General features: G+C 70.8%; 18 protein-coding genes. 10 read left to right on the top strand and 8 right to left on the bottom strand.

Going from position 1 to position 15,833, the window contains the following annotated elements:
- The first annotated feature begins 967 nt into the window (after positions 1–967).
- Entirely contained in the window at positions 968–1,405 is a 438-nt protein-coding gene (locus CLV67_RS47685; protein WP_106330614.1) for a CBS domain-containing protein, read from the top strand.
- A gap of 53 nt (positions 1,406–1,458) precedes the next feature.
- Here the strand turns inward: CLV67_RS47685 and CLV67_RS47680 are convergent, their stop codons facing one another.
- A complete protein-coding gene (locus tag CLV67_RS47680) occupies positions 1,459–1,689 on the bottom strand; it encodes a hypothetical protein (protein ID WP_106330613.1) in 231 nt (76 codons plus the stop codon).
- 108 nt (positions 1,690–1,797) lie between these two features.
- Complete coding sequence (locus CLV67_RS47675; protein WP_170154274.1) at positions 1,798–3,390, bottom strand: polysaccharide biosynthesis tyrosine autokinase; 1,593 nt, start codon at positions 3,388–3,390, stop codon at positions 1,798–1,800.
- Positions 3,391–3,637: 247 nt separating this feature from the next.
- On the opposite strand from CLV67_RS47675, the gene CLV67_RS47670 reads away from it, so the two are divergent.
- Complete coding sequence (locus tag CLV67_RS47670) at positions 3,638–4,120, top strand: sigma-70 family RNA polymerase sigma factor (RefSeq protein ID WP_239166918.1); 483 nt, start codon at positions 3,638–3,640, stop codon at positions 4,118–4,120.
- Positions 4,117–4,662 (top strand): hypothetical protein, encoded by a 546-nt coding sequence (locus CLV67_RS47665; protein ID WP_106330611.1) that lies wholly within the window; start codon positions 4,117–4,119, stop codon positions 4,660–4,662. The genes CLV67_RS47670 and CLV67_RS47665 overlap by 4 nt, the downstream gene beginning before the upstream one ends.
- Positions 4,663–4,667: 5 nt before the next feature.
- On the opposite strand, the gene CLV67_RS47660 is transcribed toward CLV67_RS47665, so the two are convergent.
- The 4 genes from CLV67_RS47660 to CLV67_RS47645 all read right to left on the bottom strand — a co-directional run bounded on the left by CLV67_RS47660 (position 4,668) and on the right by CLV67_RS47645 (position 7,235).
- Positions 4,668–5,216: a hypothetical protein gene (locus CLV67_RS47660; RefSeq protein WP_106330610.1), complete on the bottom strand. Its 549-nt coding sequence runs from the start codon at positions 5,214–5,216 to the stop codon at positions 4,668–4,670.
- A 41-nt stretch (positions 5,217–5,257) separates the two neighbouring features.
- Positions 5,258–5,560 carry a protealysin inhibitor emfourin gene (locus CLV67_RS47655; RefSeq protein ID WP_106330609.1) on the bottom strand — a complete coding sequence of 101 codons (303 nt, stop codon included), beginning with the start codon at positions 5,558–5,560 and terminating at the stop codon, positions 5,258–5,260.
- A gap of 110 nt (positions 5,561–5,670) precedes the next feature.
- On the bottom strand, positions 5,671–6,273 hold the full coding sequence (locus CLV67_RS47650; RefSeq protein WP_106330618.1) for a nucleoside/nucleotide kinase family protein: 603 nt from the start codon (positions 6,271–6,273) through the stop codon (positions 5,671–5,673).
- Positions 6,274–6,314: 41 nt separating this feature from the next.
- Positions 6,315–7,235: a siderophore-interacting protein gene (locus tag CLV67_RS47645; RefSeq protein WP_106330608.1), complete on the bottom strand. Its 921-nt coding sequence runs from the start codon at positions 7,233–7,235 to the stop codon at positions 6,315–6,317.
- A 206-nt stretch (positions 7,236–7,441) separates the two neighbouring features.
- On the opposite strand from CLV67_RS47645, the gene CLV67_RS47640 reads away from it, so the two are divergent.
- Positions 7,442–7,906 (top strand): response regulator, encoded by a 465-nt coding sequence (locus tag CLV67_RS47640; protein WP_106330607.1) that lies wholly within the window; start codon positions 7,442–7,444, stop codon positions 7,904–7,906.
- A gap of 95 nt (positions 7,907–8,001) precedes the next feature.
- Here CLV67_RS47640 and CLV67_RS47635 read toward each other — a convergent pair whose 3' ends face one another.
- Both CLV67_RS47635 and CLV67_RS47630 read right to left on the bottom strand, forming a co-directional pair.
- Positions 8,002–8,859 (bottom strand): universal stress protein, encoded by an 858-nt coding sequence (locus CLV67_RS47635; RefSeq protein ID WP_106330606.1) that lies wholly within the window; start codon positions 8,857–8,859, stop codon positions 8,002–8,004.
- Positions 8,860–8,904: 45 nt separating this feature from the next.
- Positions 8,905–9,561: a type 1 glutamine amidotransferase domain-containing protein gene (locus tag CLV67_RS47630; protein ID WP_106330605.1), complete on the bottom strand. Its 657-nt coding sequence runs from the start codon at positions 9,559–9,561 to the stop codon at positions 8,905–8,907.
- A gap of 74 nt (positions 9,562–9,635) precedes the next feature.
- Here CLV67_RS47630 and CLV67_RS47625 point away from each other — a divergent pair, with 74 nt between their 5' ends.
- The 6 genes from CLV67_RS47625 (at position 9,636) to CLV67_RS47600 (ending at position 15,785) form a co-directional block, all read left to right on the top strand.
- A complete protein-coding gene (locus tag CLV67_RS47625) occupies positions 9,636–10,475 on the top strand; it encodes a LysR family transcriptional regulator (protein WP_106330604.1) in 840 nt (279 codons plus the stop codon).
- A gap of 265 nt (positions 10,476–10,740) precedes the next feature.
- Positions 10,741–11,742 (top strand): glutamine synthetase, encoded by a 1,002-nt coding sequence (glnII, locus tag CLV67_RS47620; protein ID WP_106330603.1) that lies wholly within the window; start codon positions 10,741–10,743, stop codon positions 11,740–11,742.
- A 39-nt stretch (positions 11,743–11,781) separates the two neighbouring features.
- The gene (locus CLV67_RS47615) at positions 11,782–12,534 is read left to right on the top strand and encodes an N-formylglutamate amidohydrolase (RefSeq protein ID WP_106330602.1); all 753 of its coding nucleotides are present in this window, start codon (positions 11,782–11,784) and stop codon (positions 12,532–12,534) included.
- A 90-nt stretch (positions 12,535–12,624) separates the two neighbouring features.
- The gene (locus tag CLV67_RS47610) at positions 12,625–12,954 is read left to right on the top strand and encodes an STAS domain-containing protein (RefSeq protein ID WP_106330601.1); all 330 of its coding nucleotides are present in this window, start codon (positions 12,625–12,627) and stop codon (positions 12,952–12,954) included.
- Entirely contained in the window at positions 12,947–13,339 is a 393-nt protein-coding gene (locus CLV67_RS47605; protein ID WP_239166919.1) for an ATP-binding protein, read from the top strand. Before CLV67_RS47610 ends, CLV67_RS47605 begins: the two co-directional genes overlap by 8 nt.
- 88 nt (positions 13,340–13,427) lie before the next feature.
- Positions 13,428–15,785 carry a rhamnogalacturonan lyase family protein gene (locus tag CLV67_RS47600; RefSeq protein WP_239166920.1) on the top strand — a complete coding sequence of 786 codons (2,358 nt, stop codon included), beginning with the start codon at positions 13,428–13,430 and terminating at the stop codon, positions 15,783–15,785.
- Positions 15,786–15,833: the final 48 nt, after the last annotated feature.

The following is a 15,833-nucleotide window of genomic DNA, read 5'->3' as shown; positions in this document are numbered from 1 at the left end:
CTCTCCTTCTGATCTAGGCAATCCGAAGGATCTGCGGTGGCCGCCTCTTTCATCCCGGAAAGTCCCGGTCATACACCACTTCGGTGGACGCGACCACCGACCCGACCTGATCACCCAGCGGTACCCCGCGCACCCAACCGACCCGACCTGATCACCCAGCAGTACCCCGCGCACCCAACCGACCCGGCCCGATCGCCCAGCAGAACCCCGCGCACCCCTCCCAGGCCGACCCGATCGCCCAGCGGTGTCCCGGGCACCCTTCCTGGGCCGGGAAGCAGCCATATCACGGGGCCGCCCTCGGAAAACAGCCCACGATGATCGTCCAGCACCGGGAAAAGGCGGTCATCCCCCACGCAAGCCGACGACCACGGCCACCCGACACCTGACGGCCCGCGAGCTGGCGTAGCCGAGTCACCTCAGGGCAGGGGAACCCAGGCCCGAGATACGGCTGACAGCCGCACACCCCGACTCGGAAGCGCGCCTGCGAAACACGGCCTAGCGGTGACGCCGCTGTTCTGTGTCAGGAGGTGTCGCCTAGCGGTGACGGTGCCGTCCTGTGCCGAAGGCGGGCGACGCTACCGACGACAGCTCCACCTGCGTCCACACGGACGGGCAGTCCGTGCCTCGGTAGAGTTCGTCCGCGGGTTCGGGCTCAGCCTGATCACCGCGGGCTACCGGCCGGCGACACTCGAGGGCCCCGAGATGGGCAGCACGTTCGACGAGGTGGTCGCGGCCTGCCCGGATCGGAGCTCTGCCCACTGCTCGGCGCGGCCGGCGGACCGCGGCAGCGGCGCAGCCGGATTCTGCGAAAGTGCGGTTGTGCAGCTTTGGCCGTACCCGCAAATGGTATTGAAGTAGGTATAAGCGGACCGCCTGGCGATTGTCCTCCTTGACAGCGGTGGGCTGGTTTCGGCATAGAAGGGGGTACGCGGGGCCGACCGGTACAGAGCAGTGCGAGGGAGGGACGATGCGGATCAGCGACATTCTGCGGGTCAAGGGTGAGCAGGTGGTCACTGTTGCGCCTGATGTGAGTATCGAGCGGCTGCTGGCCGTTCTGGCGGAACACGGGATCGGTGCGGCTGTGGTGTCGCGCGACGGCTCCCAGGTGGACGGGATCGTCAGTGAGCGCGACGTCGTGCGGGCCCTCGCGGCTCGCGGGGCTCCGGTGCTGGCAGAACCGGTGAGCGCGATCGCGACGGCGCAGGTCCGGACAGTTCCGCCGGAGGCGCAGCTGGAGGACGTCGAGCGGTTGATGACCGAGCGGCGGTTCCGGCACGTCCCGGTCGTGGTCGACGGGGTGCTGCGCGGCGTGGTGAGCATCGGCGACGTGGTCAAGAACCGGATCGGGGAGCTGGAGGACGAGCGGAGCACGCTGGCCGGCTACATCACCGGAGAGCGGGTCTGACACGACGACGCCACCGCCTGATCACGGGCGGTGGCGTCGTCTTTCAGTACGGGTCAGCGGTGCAGCAGGGCGGCCAGGCGGTTACGGCCGCGGGCGGCGGCGGCCTTGCGGCGCCGGGTCAGGAGCACGGCGGCGGCTGCCGCGGCGGCCAGGACCAGGGTGGTCGCGGTCGCCGTTTTCTTCGGATTCCTGCGCACGGTCGATGTCACGCGCTGCCGTGCGCGCTCGGTCGTGCCGTTCGCGTCGGCGGGAGCCTCACTGATCAGGGTCTGGTTCGTGGTCATCGCTCGTCCTCCGGGGAGATTCGCATGGCCGGCATTACCGGGCCGTATGCCCGATGTGTGGTGGAGTCCAACCTTGCGTTGCGGTTCATTCACGCTCCAGAGGCGACGCTAATCCGACACCGCGTCCGATGTTGTCGCTGAACCGACAGTCTCGGCAGGCTCTTCCTCCGGTTCCTCGGCGTTCTCCGTCTCTTCGGGTTCGTCCTGGGGCGTGGCCTCCGCCGGTGAGACGAGGGTGGCCGTCGACGACGCGTAGACGGTGGTGGTCTGGGTGGAGCCGTAGATGACCGGGACGGCGACCGTGGTGGTGCGGGCGTAGAAGTCGGCCATCAGATCGTCGTCGACCTCGTCCACCGCCACATACGAGTGCGAGGTCACTCCGGGCGGGGCCACGTCGTCGGCGTCCGACATGAGGCGGTCGCGGTGGTATGTGGCGACCGGCTCGGCCGGGCGGACCCGGGGGCGCGGCACGAGCGTCCCGGCGCTCTTCGGTGCGTTCACCAGCACCGGGCTGACGTTGTCGTGAACCACCTCGGCGAGTTCGGCCAGGGCGCGGCGGACCGACTCGCGGCCGGTCCGGGCGAAGTCGCCGACCAGCAGGACCCGGTCGGCGAGGGCCGCCAGCGCGATCGGGTCGGCGGTGCTGAGGACCGCGGAGGAGTCGAGGACGATGACGTCGGCGTGTTTCTCCACGGCCCGCAGCACCCGGGCCAGCTGACCGCTGTCCAGCAGGTCGGAGTGGCCACCGTCGCGGTGGCCGGCCGGGATGAGCCGCAGGTGCGGCACCGTGGTCTCCTCCAGCACCTCGGACACCGTGGCGTCGCCGTCCAGCAGCGTGGTCAGGCCCCGCTCGCCGGCCACCTGGAAGACGTGGTGCTGTTGCGGGTTGCGCAGGTCGGCGTCGATCAGCACCACGGCGCGGCCGGTCTGGGCCAGGGCGACGGCCAGGTTGGCGGCGGTCGTGGTGCGGCCCTGCCGGTCACCCGGACCGGTCACCAGGATCGTCGTCGTGTTCGTCGGGCGTAGTGCCGGGTGCAGACGGGACCGGAGGTAGCGGTACGCCTCGGCGGCCGGCGACTCCGGTTCGCGCAGCATCAGCGGTGCACCGGTGACGGTGCCGCCCGGGCGGCGGTGCCGTGGCACGGTCGCCAGCACGGGCGTGCCGGTGAGGGCGGCGAAGTCGTCCCGGCCGCGGATCCGGCCGCGGGTGCGGGCGCGCAGCAGGGCGGTCGCGGCGCCGAGCAGCAGACCGGCGGCCGCTCCGACGGCCAGGTAGTTGGCGAGCGGGCGGGTCACCGCCTCGTCCGGCAGGCTCGGCCCGGTGAGCACCGTGACGGTGCCGGGGCTGGTCGTGCGGTAGGCGACGTACGACTCGACGAGGGCACGGGCCCCCACGTGGGCGTCGATCCGGTTGCCGGAGGTGTAGGCGACGTTCAGCACGTCCGAGTCCGGGACGATCTCGACGGACAGGCCTTCGCGGAACGCCTCGGTGTCGAGGCCGACCTGGCTCGCGGCCGGCAGCAGCACCGCGTCGGACAGGACGATCTGACGTTCGGTGTCCGCGTCGGGGGCGCGCGGGGTGCTGCCGGGCGTGGTGGCCGGCGTGGTGAGCCGGGCGTCGAGGAGCACGGTCGCCCGCGACTCGAAGACGGTCGGCCCGGCCTGATGCAGCGCGAATGCGGCGGCAAGGGACGCGGTCATCACCACCAGTGTCCAGGGACCGTATCGGCGCAGCACGCGCGCGGACCGTCCGTAGGTCGTCATCGCTGGTAGTCCTCCCGGTCTCACTGTTCTCAAGGTGAAGATTCTTGCACCTTGTAGTTACTCTCCGCGTCGATCGTTCCGGCGAATCTCACTCGGTGCTATGTCGGGCGTCCAGAGGTGGACGGGGGATATGGCGGGGATCTCAGGTAAGCGAAACGGCGGTCCCACGCGTAGACAGGATGTGATGGAGTTCGCGACCTTCTACGAGAGCGCGCGGGACAACTGCCTACGCACGGTGACGGCAGTCGTGGGTCACCGGGACCGTGCCGAGGACCTCGTCGCTGAGGCGTTCGCGCGTGCCTGGGCGTCCTGGCCCACGGTCCGGCGGCATCCGGCACCTCAGGCCTGGGTGGTGCGTACCGCTCTCAATGCCCATGTTTCCTGGTGGCGACGCTGGCGGCGGGAGGTTCCGGCGGACGACTGGACGCCGCACGACCGGGCCGGTCCCGTCGATGGCGACGCGATGCTGGATACCCGGCTGATGGCGGCGCTGCGATCCCTTCCGGTGCGGCAGCGGCAGGTCGTCGCTCTGCGTATTTTCCTCGACCTGGACAGTGAGACGACCGCCCGGACTCTCGGCATCGCCGCGGGCACGGTCACCGCCCACCTCGCCCGCGCCACCCGCACGCTACGGACCCAACTCAGCGAGACGGAGAGGCTGCGATGATCGAACAGGACGAGATGTTGTACGACCGGATGCGCGCCGGCTTCGAACCGGTGCGGATGACCGGCGAACTCGACGAGGTGACCTCCCGTGGCGGCGTGTTGCGGCGCCGCCGGCGTGCCGGAGCCTCTGCCGGCGCGGTCCTGGCCGTGGCGGTGCTGGCCGTGGCGTTCAACCTGCCCGCGTCGAAACCCCTTGAGCTGGTCGCCTGGTCGGTCGCACCCGAGCCGGACGGCACGGTCAGCCTGACCATCCGGGAGCTCGCCGATGCCGACGGGCTCTCGGCCACACTGAAGCGGGTGGGAGTGCCGGCCCGGGTCGACTTCCTGCCGGCGGGTTCGCCGTCCTGTGACGACGACCAGGAGGGGCGGCCAGAGCTCCACCGGGTGCTGAATCCCGAGCGTGGCCGCGACGGTGAGATCAGGTACCGGATCCGGCCGGACGCCATGCCGGCAGGGACGTCCCTGCACCTCGTCATAGTCGACGAAGGCCCGGGCAGTCACGTGCTGATGTCCCTGGTCGACGGCGCTCCCGACCCTTGCTGACCGGGTCAGCGGACCACCGTCAGGCCGGACCGGCGTGGTGCTCGGGAGCGGCGGACCGCACGGACCGCGAGGGTCACCAGCGTCAGCACGACGGTGTCGCGGACCAGGTGCACCATGACCGTCACCGGGTCGAAGGCGGTGTCGATCACCCCGGTCACCACGACTCCGGCGCCCGCGGCGAGGGCCGCGGCACCGGCCAGCGCGCCGAGCGCGGCACGCGGCCGCCGGAACCGGTCGCCGTGGCCCAGCCAGTAACCGGGCAGCCGGCGTTCCAGCAGCATCGCGAAGATCAGGGCGGGCACCACGGCCCACACCGCGACGGTGGCCGACAACAGCAGGCCGGCGCCCTCCAGGGTGGCTGCCACCGCCGCGGCCGTGGCCAGCATGATCACGTCGAAGCGGCGCCGGACGTGACCGGTCTGCGCGGTCAGCCAGACGGCGCCGACCACGAGCGGCGGCAGCGGGGAGAACGGCGTCGCCGCCGCGGCCAGGAACGCCGCCAGGTAGGCCGCCGCGAACGCGGCCGAGCGCAGGGCATAGCGGGGGTTGCTCACGGCGGCGACCTTCGGCAGGCCGGCGGGAGTCCTTAACCCTTCTACCCGGCGGCGCCGGTCAGAAATTTCAGGAGCGGGCGCAGCTCGGTCGGCACGCAGGGCTCGGCGACCGTGCCGCGCCAGTGCCGCCCGCCGTACTCGACGGCCAGCTGGTACCGGGTCAGATCGGCCTGTGAGGCGGCGCCGATGCCGGCGCCCACCCGGTTCAGGTCGATCTGTTCGACCAGGCGGGCCAGCTGGGCGGCCTGGTCTCGGGGGAGGGTCGCGGAATCGAGGACGACACGCAGGGATCGGCCCGCGAATCCGCCCGATCGACGCAGCTCGGCTCGTACACGAGGGGTCACCCTTCGACGGTGGCACCGAGCCGGCTGGTTCGCTGTCGGATCCCGGCACTGTGCGCTGTCGAGTCTTGGACTTCGGGACAACCAGGGCACCGTCACCGGTCTGATCAGGATCAACCCCACCGATTGAGTACGGGACGCGCGGTGTCGGTGTTGTCGATGACGACGGTGGCCCGCCGCCGTGGGTCGCATGTGGCGAAGTAGATCCGCTGGGCCTCCACGTAACGGCGCATGCCGGGATGGCCCGGGTCGGGCGAGGTGCCGTCGCGCGCCGCCATCCGCCGGGCCGTCTCGGTGAACGGCACGTCCAGGAACAGCGAGAAGTCCCAGCTCCCGTAGAGCTCGTCGCGGTGCAGGAACAGACCGTCGACGATCAGCAGGGCATCCGGCTCCGCCTGCCGGGGCTCGGGCGTGAGCAGCTCGTCGGTGCTCACATCGTGGGCGGCAGGGCGGTAGCGGCGGTCACCACCGGGAGCGAACGGCTCGAGCACGTCGGCGCGGAACCGGTCGTAGTCGTAGGAGTCCCGCCAGAAGCCCTCCGGGGAGTCCCGGCCGCGGCGGTAGCGGACCGCCCGTACGTGATGGAAGTCGTCGATCGACACCTGGACCACGGGCCGGCCGCGATCCCGCAGCATCGAGGCCAGCTCCGCGGCCAGTACGGTCTTGCCCGAGCCGTCCGGACCGTCCACTCCCACCCGTACGACAGGGGGATCCATCTTGTCAGCGATCTTGGAGAGGACGTCCGCGCGGGCGGGCGTCAGCACTCGGGGCGGCCCAGGCGCCAGTAGCCCATGAACGCGACCGCGCGCCGGTCGACGCCGCACTCCGAGACCAGGTGGCGGCGCAGGGTCTTGATCACCGCGGCCTCGCCGGCCAGCCAGGCGTAGAAGCCGTCCGGGGTGCCGGCCGACTCCTCCGGGACCTCCCAGAGGATGTCCTCGTCGATGTCGACGTCCTCGAGATCGGCCGTGGCGGGCGCGGTGCAGTCGCCGAGCAGCCGCTGGGCCACCTCGCGTACGGCCGGGATCAGTTCGACGCCGTGGCCGGCGCCGTCGCGCGGCAGCCAGGTCACCGTGAAACCGGCCGGCGCGGTGAGCTCCAGCCGGTCCGCCGACTCGGGAACCTCGAGCAGCGCGTGACCCACCGCGTCAGCCGGGAGCCGGGACAGGATCGAGGCGATCGCCGGAACCGCCGTCTCGTCGCCGACCAGCAGGATCCGGCGGGTCGTGGCCGGCGGGTGGAAGTCGATGCCACCGGACGGGCCCTCGAAGTCGGCGTTCGGGCCCATGATCAGCATCTTCGAGCCGGGCCGGGCGGCGACCGCCCAGCGCGAGGCCGGACCGTTCACACCGTGCAGCACCATGTCGACGTCGACCTCGCGGTCCGCGGCACGGACGTTGCGGATCGTGTACGTCCGGATCGGGTTGCGCCGGTCGTCGGGCAGGGCGCGCCACTGCGTGTACCAGTCGGGGCCGGTCGGCAGGTGGTCGTGGCCCGAGTCCTCCAGCGGTGGGATCAGCTTGATGCGCTGGTCCCAGCCGTTGTCGGCGAACCGGTCCAGCTCGTCGCCGGTGAACGTCACCCGCAGGAAGTTGGGGCTGAGCCGGACGATGCGGGCGACCTCGACCGGGAAGAACCGGAACGGGGGCGCCTCGGTCGGCAAGACGGTCTGGGTCACGGGTCGCCTCCTCGTTTAGGTAACCCTAACCTAACCGTTGGGTCGGGGCGTGTCACCACCGCCCCCGGCGTCACCACTACCGCCGCTCCGGGATCGCAACCCGCGACGTCTGTGGAACGCCGACCGCCCGCCGATCAGAACGGTCCCGCCAGGCCTACGGCCCCGATGCGGTCCTCAGGCCCACGGCCCCGCTGCAAGGAGACGACATGCCGCAGACCCCGTCCGCGACGACGGCCCTCACGTTCAGCGACGCCGACGCCCTGCCGTGGACCCCCAACGACTGGGCAGCCGCTCTGCAGCCGCCGACCGTGCTCATCGCCGACGACGACGCGGGCGTACGTGACGTGGTCGCCGTCAGGCTGCGGGCCGCCGGATACCGGACCCTCGAGGCCGACGACGGGCGTACCGCCATGGCGCTGGCCGTCGGCGAACGACCGCAGCTCATCCTGCTCGACGTCTCCATGCCGGGGCTCGACGGCCTCGGCTTCTGCTACGAGTTGCACTCCTCGCCGCAGACCGCCGACATCCCGGTGATCATCATCAGCGGCCGCGGCACCCCGGCCGACCTCGCGCTGGGCGAGATGGTCGGTGCCGAGGACTATCTGGTCAAGCCGTTCAGCCCCGCTGAGCTGCTCCGCCGGGTCGAGCGCCTGGTGCCCGCCGCCGTCTGATCCGCTCGGGGCCGACCGGAAACCCGCGGTGATGTCGCGCGACTTCACAGTCTTTCCCAGGTGATTTCCGGCGGAACGCCCAGTCCGGCTACCGGCTACCGGCTTCCGTGTACGAGCGCGATGCTGCACCGCGCCCGGTGCAGCAGATGGCGTCCGATCGACGGGCGCAGCGTCATCCGCAGTACCCGCCTGGCCCGCGCGCCGGCCACCACCAGCTGCGCCCCGGCCGCGGCCTCGGCGAGCACCTCGCCGGGCGCGCCGACCAGGATCTCGGTGCTGACCGGTACCTGCGGGAACCGGCGGCGCCAGCAGTCCACCACGGCGTCGAGCCGGCTGCGCTCGGCCGCGACCGCGGACAGGTTGACGTCGCAGAGCAGGTCACCGGGCGGTGGGGCCCAGCCGTGCACCGCCCGGACCGGCACTCCGCGGACCGCGGCCTGCTCGAAGGCGAACCCGAGAACGGTGGCGGCGGCCGGCGAGTCGTCGACACCGGCCACCACCGGATCCGTGTCCCGGGGTTCGCCGCGTACCACCACGACCGGGCAGCGGGCGTGCGTGCTCACCGAGGCGCTCGTCGAGCCGAGCAGCGAGCGCACCGCGGAGTGCCGTGGCCCGCCGACGACCACGAGCGCGGCCTCGGCACTGCGCTGGGCCAGAGCCACCGCGGCGGTGCCGTGCTCGACCCGGGTGCGCAGACGTACGCAGGGGTGGGTGCCGGCCGCGGTCTCCAGGGCTCGGCCCAGCATCTCGCCGACCGCGTCGTCGGTGTCGGCGTCCGGATAGACGGCGGCGGCCGGCATCATCGCCGCGGCGGGAACATAACTGGGCCATTCGTACGCGTAGAGCAGCTCCACTGTGGCGTCGGTCCGCTGCGCCTCGTCGAGCGCCCAGCGGGCGGCCTTGCGTGCGTCGGGTGATCCGTCATAACCCACGACGATCCTCTGAGTGGCCACGGTGCCGCCTCCTCCCGCTCCTCCCCTGATCGTCGTGGGTCGGACTCACTTCTTCAATACCGCGACGACTGCTTCGGCGACTCCGGTCGACGACGCCGGGTTCTGGCCGGTGACGAGACGGCCGTCGGTGACGACGTGCGGCTGCCAGTCGGCGGCGCCGGAGTGCTTCGCTCCGAGCTCCTCGAGACGGCTCTGAAGCAGGAACGGGACGACCTCGGTGAGACCGGCGGCGCTCTCCTCGCTGTCGGTGAACGCCGCGATCCGCCTCCCGGCGACCAGTGGGGTGCCGTCGGAGAGCGTGAGCCCGGCCAGCGCGGCCGGACCGTGGCAGACGGCGGCCACGACACCGCCACGTTCGTACAGTTCACGGGCGAAGGCCGCCAGGCCGGGGTCGGACGGGAAGTCCCACATGGCGCCGTGCCCGCCGGCGAACAGCACGGCGTCGTAGCCGGACGGGTCGAGGTCACCGAACCGCGGGGTCTCCTTCAACGACACCTGTTCGGTGAAGTCCTTCTGCACCTGGTCGGACAGGTCGACGCCGTCAACCGGCGGCTCGCCGCCCGCCACCGAGGCGAACTCGACGGTGTAGCCGGCGTCGGTGAACACACGCCACGGGTGGGCGGCCTCGGGTAGGTAGTAACCGGTGGAGCGCACGCCGCCCAGGTCGCCGTGACTGGTGAGGCCGATGAGGATTTTCGTCATGAGGGAACCATGCCCTCTCACGGGCATCAGCAACCAACAGGAACAGTGAGGACAGCCATAGGAATACTGATGGCATGCTCGACCTGCTGCACACGTTCTTGACCGTCTACCGGGCCGGCACCATGACGCGCGCGGCCGAGGCGCTCGGCTTGTCCCAGCCCACCGTCACCGCGCAGCTGCGCACGTTGGAGGGCCGGACCGGCCAGCCCTTGTTCGTTCGTGGAGCGCGCGGGGTGACTCCGACCGCGGCTGCCGACGACCTGGCCCGCCGGTTGGACGGTCCGATGGACGCGCTCGCCGCCGTGGCGTCCGGTCTCAGCGGGTCGCCGATGGCGGGGCGGACCCTGCATCTCGGCGGCCCGGCCGAGCTGGTGAGCACCCGCGTTCTGCCGGCACTGGCCGGGGTGATCGCGGCCGGAACCGATGTGCGGGTGCGGCTGGGGCTGGCCGAGGACCTGCTCGCCGAACTGTCCGACGGACGGCTCGACCTGGTGGTCAGCGCGATCCGCCCGCGCCGGGCGGGGTTGCACGCCGAGCCGTTGTGCGATGAGGAGTTCGTGCTGGTCGCGGCCTCCCCCGGCAACCGGGAGAGGCTGCTCGCCTACGCCGAGGACCTGCCGATCGTCCGCCGCTGGTGGCGACACGTGCTGGGTACGCCGCCGCCGAAACGCGCCGTCCTGGTCGTGCCGGATCTACGCGCCCTGCGGGCGGCCGCGGTTGCCGGGATCGGTACGACCGTTCTGCCGCGCTACCTGGTCGAGGAGGAACTGCGCACCGGTGCGCTGGTCGACCTGATGCCGACCGACGACCCACCGATCAACACGATCTACCTGGCCACCCGCGCCGCCAACCGCGACGATCCGCGCCTCACCGAGGTCCGCGAGGTCCTCCTGGCAGCGGGCCGCGAGTGGTGAGGGGTGAAGGGTTCCGGGTCGCGAGCGGTGAGGGACAGACGCCCCGAGGAGGTGACTGGCGGAAACAAATAGGTGGGTCGAGAAGGAGTCAACGTTACGGGGATCACTCATCCACGGTGCGGGATCGGAAACAAGGAGTTGATCTGAGGCCGCTATCGTCCTCGCGTCGAGCTCGGGTTTATCACCTGTTTATGTGTGTTGCCCAGGCTTAGTGGAGTACGCCCCGAGTACATCCAAGTACGCCAGTTTGAGGAGAATACGGACAATGGTCGTCAAGGCCGAATACCTGTGGGTCGACGGAACTCAGCCCACCGCGAAGCTGCGCTCCAAGACCAAGATCCTGGCCGACGGCGAGAAGCCCGGCATCTGGGGTTTCGACGGTTCCAGCACGAACCAGGCGCCCGGTGACAAGTCCGACTGTGTCCTCCAGCCGGTCTTCGTCTGCCCCGACCCGATCCGCGGCGGCGACAACATCATCGTGCTGTGCGAGGTCGAGCTGATCGACGGCACCCCGCACCCGACCAACACCCGCGCCCCGCTCCGCGCGGTCGCCGAGAAGTACGCCGACCAGGAGTCGATCTTCGGCATCGAGCAGGAGTACACCTTCTTCAAGGACGGCCGCCCGCTCGGCTTCCCGGTCGGCGGCGGCTACCCGGCCCCGCAGGGCGGCTACTACTGCGGCGTCGGCGCGGACGAGGTCTTCGGCCGCGAGATCGTCGAGGAGCACATGGACGCGGTGCTCGCCGCGGGCCTGCACCTGTCCGGCATCAACGCCGAGGTCATGCCGGGTCAGTGGGAGTTCCAGATCGGCCCGGTCGCCGCCCCGCTGGTCGCCGACGAGCTGTGGGTGGCCCGCTGGCTGCTGTACCGCATCGCCGAGAAGCACGGCGTCTCCGCCACCCTCGACCCGAAGCCGGTCAAGGGCGACTGGAACGGTGCCGGCGCGCACACCAACTTCTCCACCAAGGCCATGCGTGAGGGCTACGACGCGATCATCGCGGGTGCCGAGGCCCTGGGTAAGAAGCGCCAGGAGCATGTGGACGGCTACGGCGCCGGCATCGACCAGCGGCTCACCGGCCTGCACGAGACCGCCCCGTGGACCGAGTACAGCTACGGCGTCTCCGACCGCGGCGCCTCGGTGCGCATCCCGTGGCAGGTCGCGAAGGACGGCAAGGGCTACATCGAGGACCGCCGCCCGAACGCGAACGTCGACCCGTACGTGGTCACCCGCCTGCTGATCGACACGATCTGCTCCGAGCTCGCCTGATCGAGCCGCACGAAGGCCACCGCGCGTATTCTTCGCGCGGTGGCCTTCGACGTTCTGCCCGGCGATCCGTCGTCACCGGTGATCCTGCATGTGCCCCATTCCTCCCGGGAACTCGTTGATTCCGGGCTCTTTTCGGACATTGTCGGCGAGGAATTGGACCATCTCACCGACGCGCACACCGACCTCATCGCGTTTCAGGCGGCCGGCGCGGCCGGGAAACGTCCGTGGATCTTCGTGAACCGGTTGTCCCGGCTGGTCGTCGACCCGGAGCGGTTCGCCGACGACGAGATGCTCGCGGCCGGTATGGGCCCGGTCTACACCCACGGTCACGCGGGGCGGCGGTTGCGCGCCGACGACCCCTCCCGCGACGCCGTCCTTCTGCGAGAGCATTTCCATCCGTACGCCCGAGCCATGACCACCCTCGTCGGGGAGCGCCTCGCCGCCACCGGCCGGGCGATCGTTCTGGACGTGCACTCCTATCCGACCGTGAAACTGCCCTACGAGCTGCACGGCGACGGCCCGCGCCCACCGGTCTGCCTGGGCACCGACTCGTTCCACACCCCGGCGGCACTGATCGCCGCGGCCCGCGCCGCGTTCGGCGAGACCGGCCTGGACAGCCCGTTCGCCGGCTGTTACGTCCCGCTGGAGCACTACCACCGCGAGCCCGCGGTGACCGCGCTGATGATCGAGATCCGGCGCGACACGTACATGATCGAACCGGGTGGCCCGCCCACCGAGGGCCTGGCCGTTCTGGCGGCCGCGCTGGCCACTCTCGTCGATACCGTTGCCTGACCGGGTGACCGGCGAACACACCGATTCCGGGGCGGGGATGACATGATGGCCGTGGTAGGCGGGGGACCGCCGGGAAGGACACGGCGATCGATGGCGAACTTCGAGGCGAGGACGTCCGCCGCAAGCGGCCGGATCACGGTGTCCCTCGTCGGTGAGTGCGACCTGTCGGCCCGCGAGCATCTGACCGCCGTCCTGCTCGATGCCGTGCACAGGGCCAAAGCCGTCTTCGTGGATCTGGCCCGGCTCACCTTCATCGACTCGAGCGGGGTGCACAGCCTGGTCACGGCGCATCACGCGGCCAAGCACACCGGAGGCAAGGTCTACGTGGTCAACGCTGCCGGGGCGGTCGCGTCCGTCCTGGAGCTCACCGGACTGGACACCCTGCTGCGCGCTCCGGCGGAAGATCGCCGCCATGTCTGAGCTGAACCTGATGCCCGAACCGGACGGCATGTTCTACGAGGTGGCCGACGACCTGCGCCGGGTCCGGGCGTTCGTCACCGAGCGGGCGCTGTCGCTCGGGCTGTCCGAGGGCCGGGTCGAGGTGCTCACCCTCGCGGTCAGCGAGCTGACCACCAACACGCTGCAGCACACCAGCGGCGGTGGGCACATCCGGGTCTGGGCCGAGGACGGTCAGCTGGTCTGCGACGTGGTCGACAAGGGCGAGGACCGGCCGTTCGGCCGTGCGATGCCGTCTGCCGAGGCGATCCGGGGCCGTGGGCTCGCGATCGTCGAACGGGTCTGCGACGCCGTCTACACCACCGCGGTGCCGGGCGGGACTCTCGTACGCATCTGCCTGAATCTCTAGAATTCTTGTTGTCGCCTGTGGGGTGCCGCATCTACGGGGTGGACCTTGAGTCCGTCCCCCGCATCCCCATGCGAAAGGAAACATCCCCATGTCCGCAGTGCGAACCCGGCGGCGGCGCCGGGCACTGATCGTCACCGGCGTCCTCGCGGCCGCCGTCCCGGGCGGCATCGTGGCGGTGTCGATGCTGCCCGCCGCCGCGGCCGCCACCCCGGTGGCCGGTGGCGTCTACACCCTGGCCTCCGGCGCGAGCGGCAAGTGCGTCGACGTCACCGGCGCCTCGGCCGACAACTCGGCGCTGCTCATTCAGACCGCCTGCGACACCGCCCTGACCAACCAGCGGTGGACCGCGACCGGCCGGGCGAACAACCAGTTCAACCTGGCCAACGGTAACGGCGGCCGCTGCATCGACGTGCCGGGCTCGTCGGCCACCTCGGGCACCCAGCTGCAGCAGTACGGCTGTGGCGACGGCACCAAGACCAACCAGCTGTGGACGTTCGCCGCCTCGACCGCGGCGTCCGGGAAGTTCCTGGTCAAGAGTGTCGCGACCGGGCTGTGCATGAGCAACAGGGACGGCTCGACGGCCGGCAACAACCCGATCGTGCAGGAGACCTGCTCGGACGTAGCCCGCATGCAGTGGTCGTTCAACCAGGTGGCAGGGCCCACGGCCACCCCGGCCACGTCGGCGCCCCCGGCCACCGGCGGCCGCCAGATGGAGGACCTCGACCGGGGCCTGATCAGTGTCCGGTCCGGCAGCGCCAACCTGGTGTCCTGGCGGCTGCTCGGCACCGAGGCGGCGGCGACCGGCTTCAACGTGTACAGGTCCGGCACGAAGCTCAACGCGACGCCGATCACCAACTCCACGAACTACCTGGACCCGGGCGCCGCGGCGAACGCGTCCTACACGGTCCGGGCCGTCGTGAACGGCGCCGAGCAGGCCAACTCACCCGCGTCGCTGACGTTCGGCAACGGCTACCTCGACGTCAAGCTGCAGGTCCCGGCCGGTGGCACCACGCCGGACGGGGTGGCGTACACATACTCGGCCAACGACGCGTCGGTCGGTGACGCCGACGGCGACGGCGTCTACGAGATCTTCGTGAAGTGGGACCCCTCGAACGCCAAGGACAACTCGCAGTCGGGCTACACCGGCAACGTGTTCGTCGACGCGTACAAGCTCAACGGCACCCGGCTGTGGCGCATCGACCTGGGCCGTAACATCCGGGCCGGGGCGCATTACACCCAGTTCCAGGTGTACGACTACGACGGCGACGGCAAGGCCGAGATCGCCATGAAGACCGCCGACGGCACCCGCTCGGGCACCGGGGTGGTCATCGGCTCGTCCACCGCCGACCACCGCAACTCCTCCGGCTACATCCTGTCCGGCCCCGAGTTCCTGACCATGTTCAGCGGGCAGACCGGCGCTGCGCTGTCCACGGTCAACTACACGCCGGCCCGGGGGACGGTCTCGTCGTGGGGTGACTCGTACGGCAACCGCGTCGACCGTTTCCTCGCCGCGACCGCCTACCTGGACGGCCGGCGGCCCAGCCTGATCATGGCGCGCGGCTACTACACCCGTGCCGTGATCGCCGCCTGGGACTTCCGCAACGGCACGCTGACCAGCCGCTGGACGTACGACTCCGGCAACAGCAACGTCGGCGCGTACGGCCAGGGCAACCACAACCTGTCGATCGCCGACACCGACGCCGACGGCAAGGACGAGATCATCTACGGTGCCGCGGCGATCAACGACAACGGCACGCTGATGTGGCGCAGCGGCCTCGGTCACGGCGACGCCCTGCACGTCGGCGACCTGATCCCGTCCCGCGCCGGCATCGAGGTGTACCGGCCGTCCGAGTCCACCTCCCAGCCGACCGACGCCATGCTCGACGGGCGCACCGGCGCGGTCATCTGGTCGCACCCGTCCTGCGGCTGTGACAACGGCCGGGCCGTCGCCGGTGACGTCTACGCCGGCAGCGCCGGAGCCGAGGCCTGGTCGTCGTCGGTGTCCGGCCTGTCCAGCACCACCGGCGCCAACGTGGGCCGCAAGCCGTCGTCGACGAACTTCCTGGCCTGGTGGGACGCCGACCCGGTCCGGGAGCTCGTCGACGCCACCCGGGTCGACAAGTACGGCACCAGCGCCGACACCCGCCTGCTCACCGCGTCCGGGGTCGCCTCCAACAACAGCACCAAGCAGACCCCGGCCGTCTCGGGCGACCTGTTCGGCGACTGGCGCGAGGAGATCGTCTGGCGCCTGTCGGACTCGTCGGCGCTGCGCATCTACAGCACCCCGGCGGTCACCGACCGCCGCATCCACACACTGATGCACGACTCGCAGTACCGGGTCGCCGTCGCCTGGCAGAACACCGCCTACAACCAGCCGCCGCACCCGAGCTTCTTCCTCGGCAACGGCATGAGCACCCCGGCCCAGCCGGGCATTCACGTGCGCTGAGCCCGCACCCCGGCGCCGCATACCCTGATGCGGCGCCGGGGCGTCCCG

Origin of the sequence: Actinoplanes italicus (genome assembly GCF_003001815.1) — a bacterium.
Classification (GTDB): domain Bacteria; phylum Actinomycetota; class Actinomycetes; order Mycobacteriales; family Micromonosporaceae; genus Actinoplanes; species Actinoplanes italicus.
Note: the sequence above shows the minus strand (reverse complement) of the source record. Positions and strands in the feature narration are given on the sequence as shown.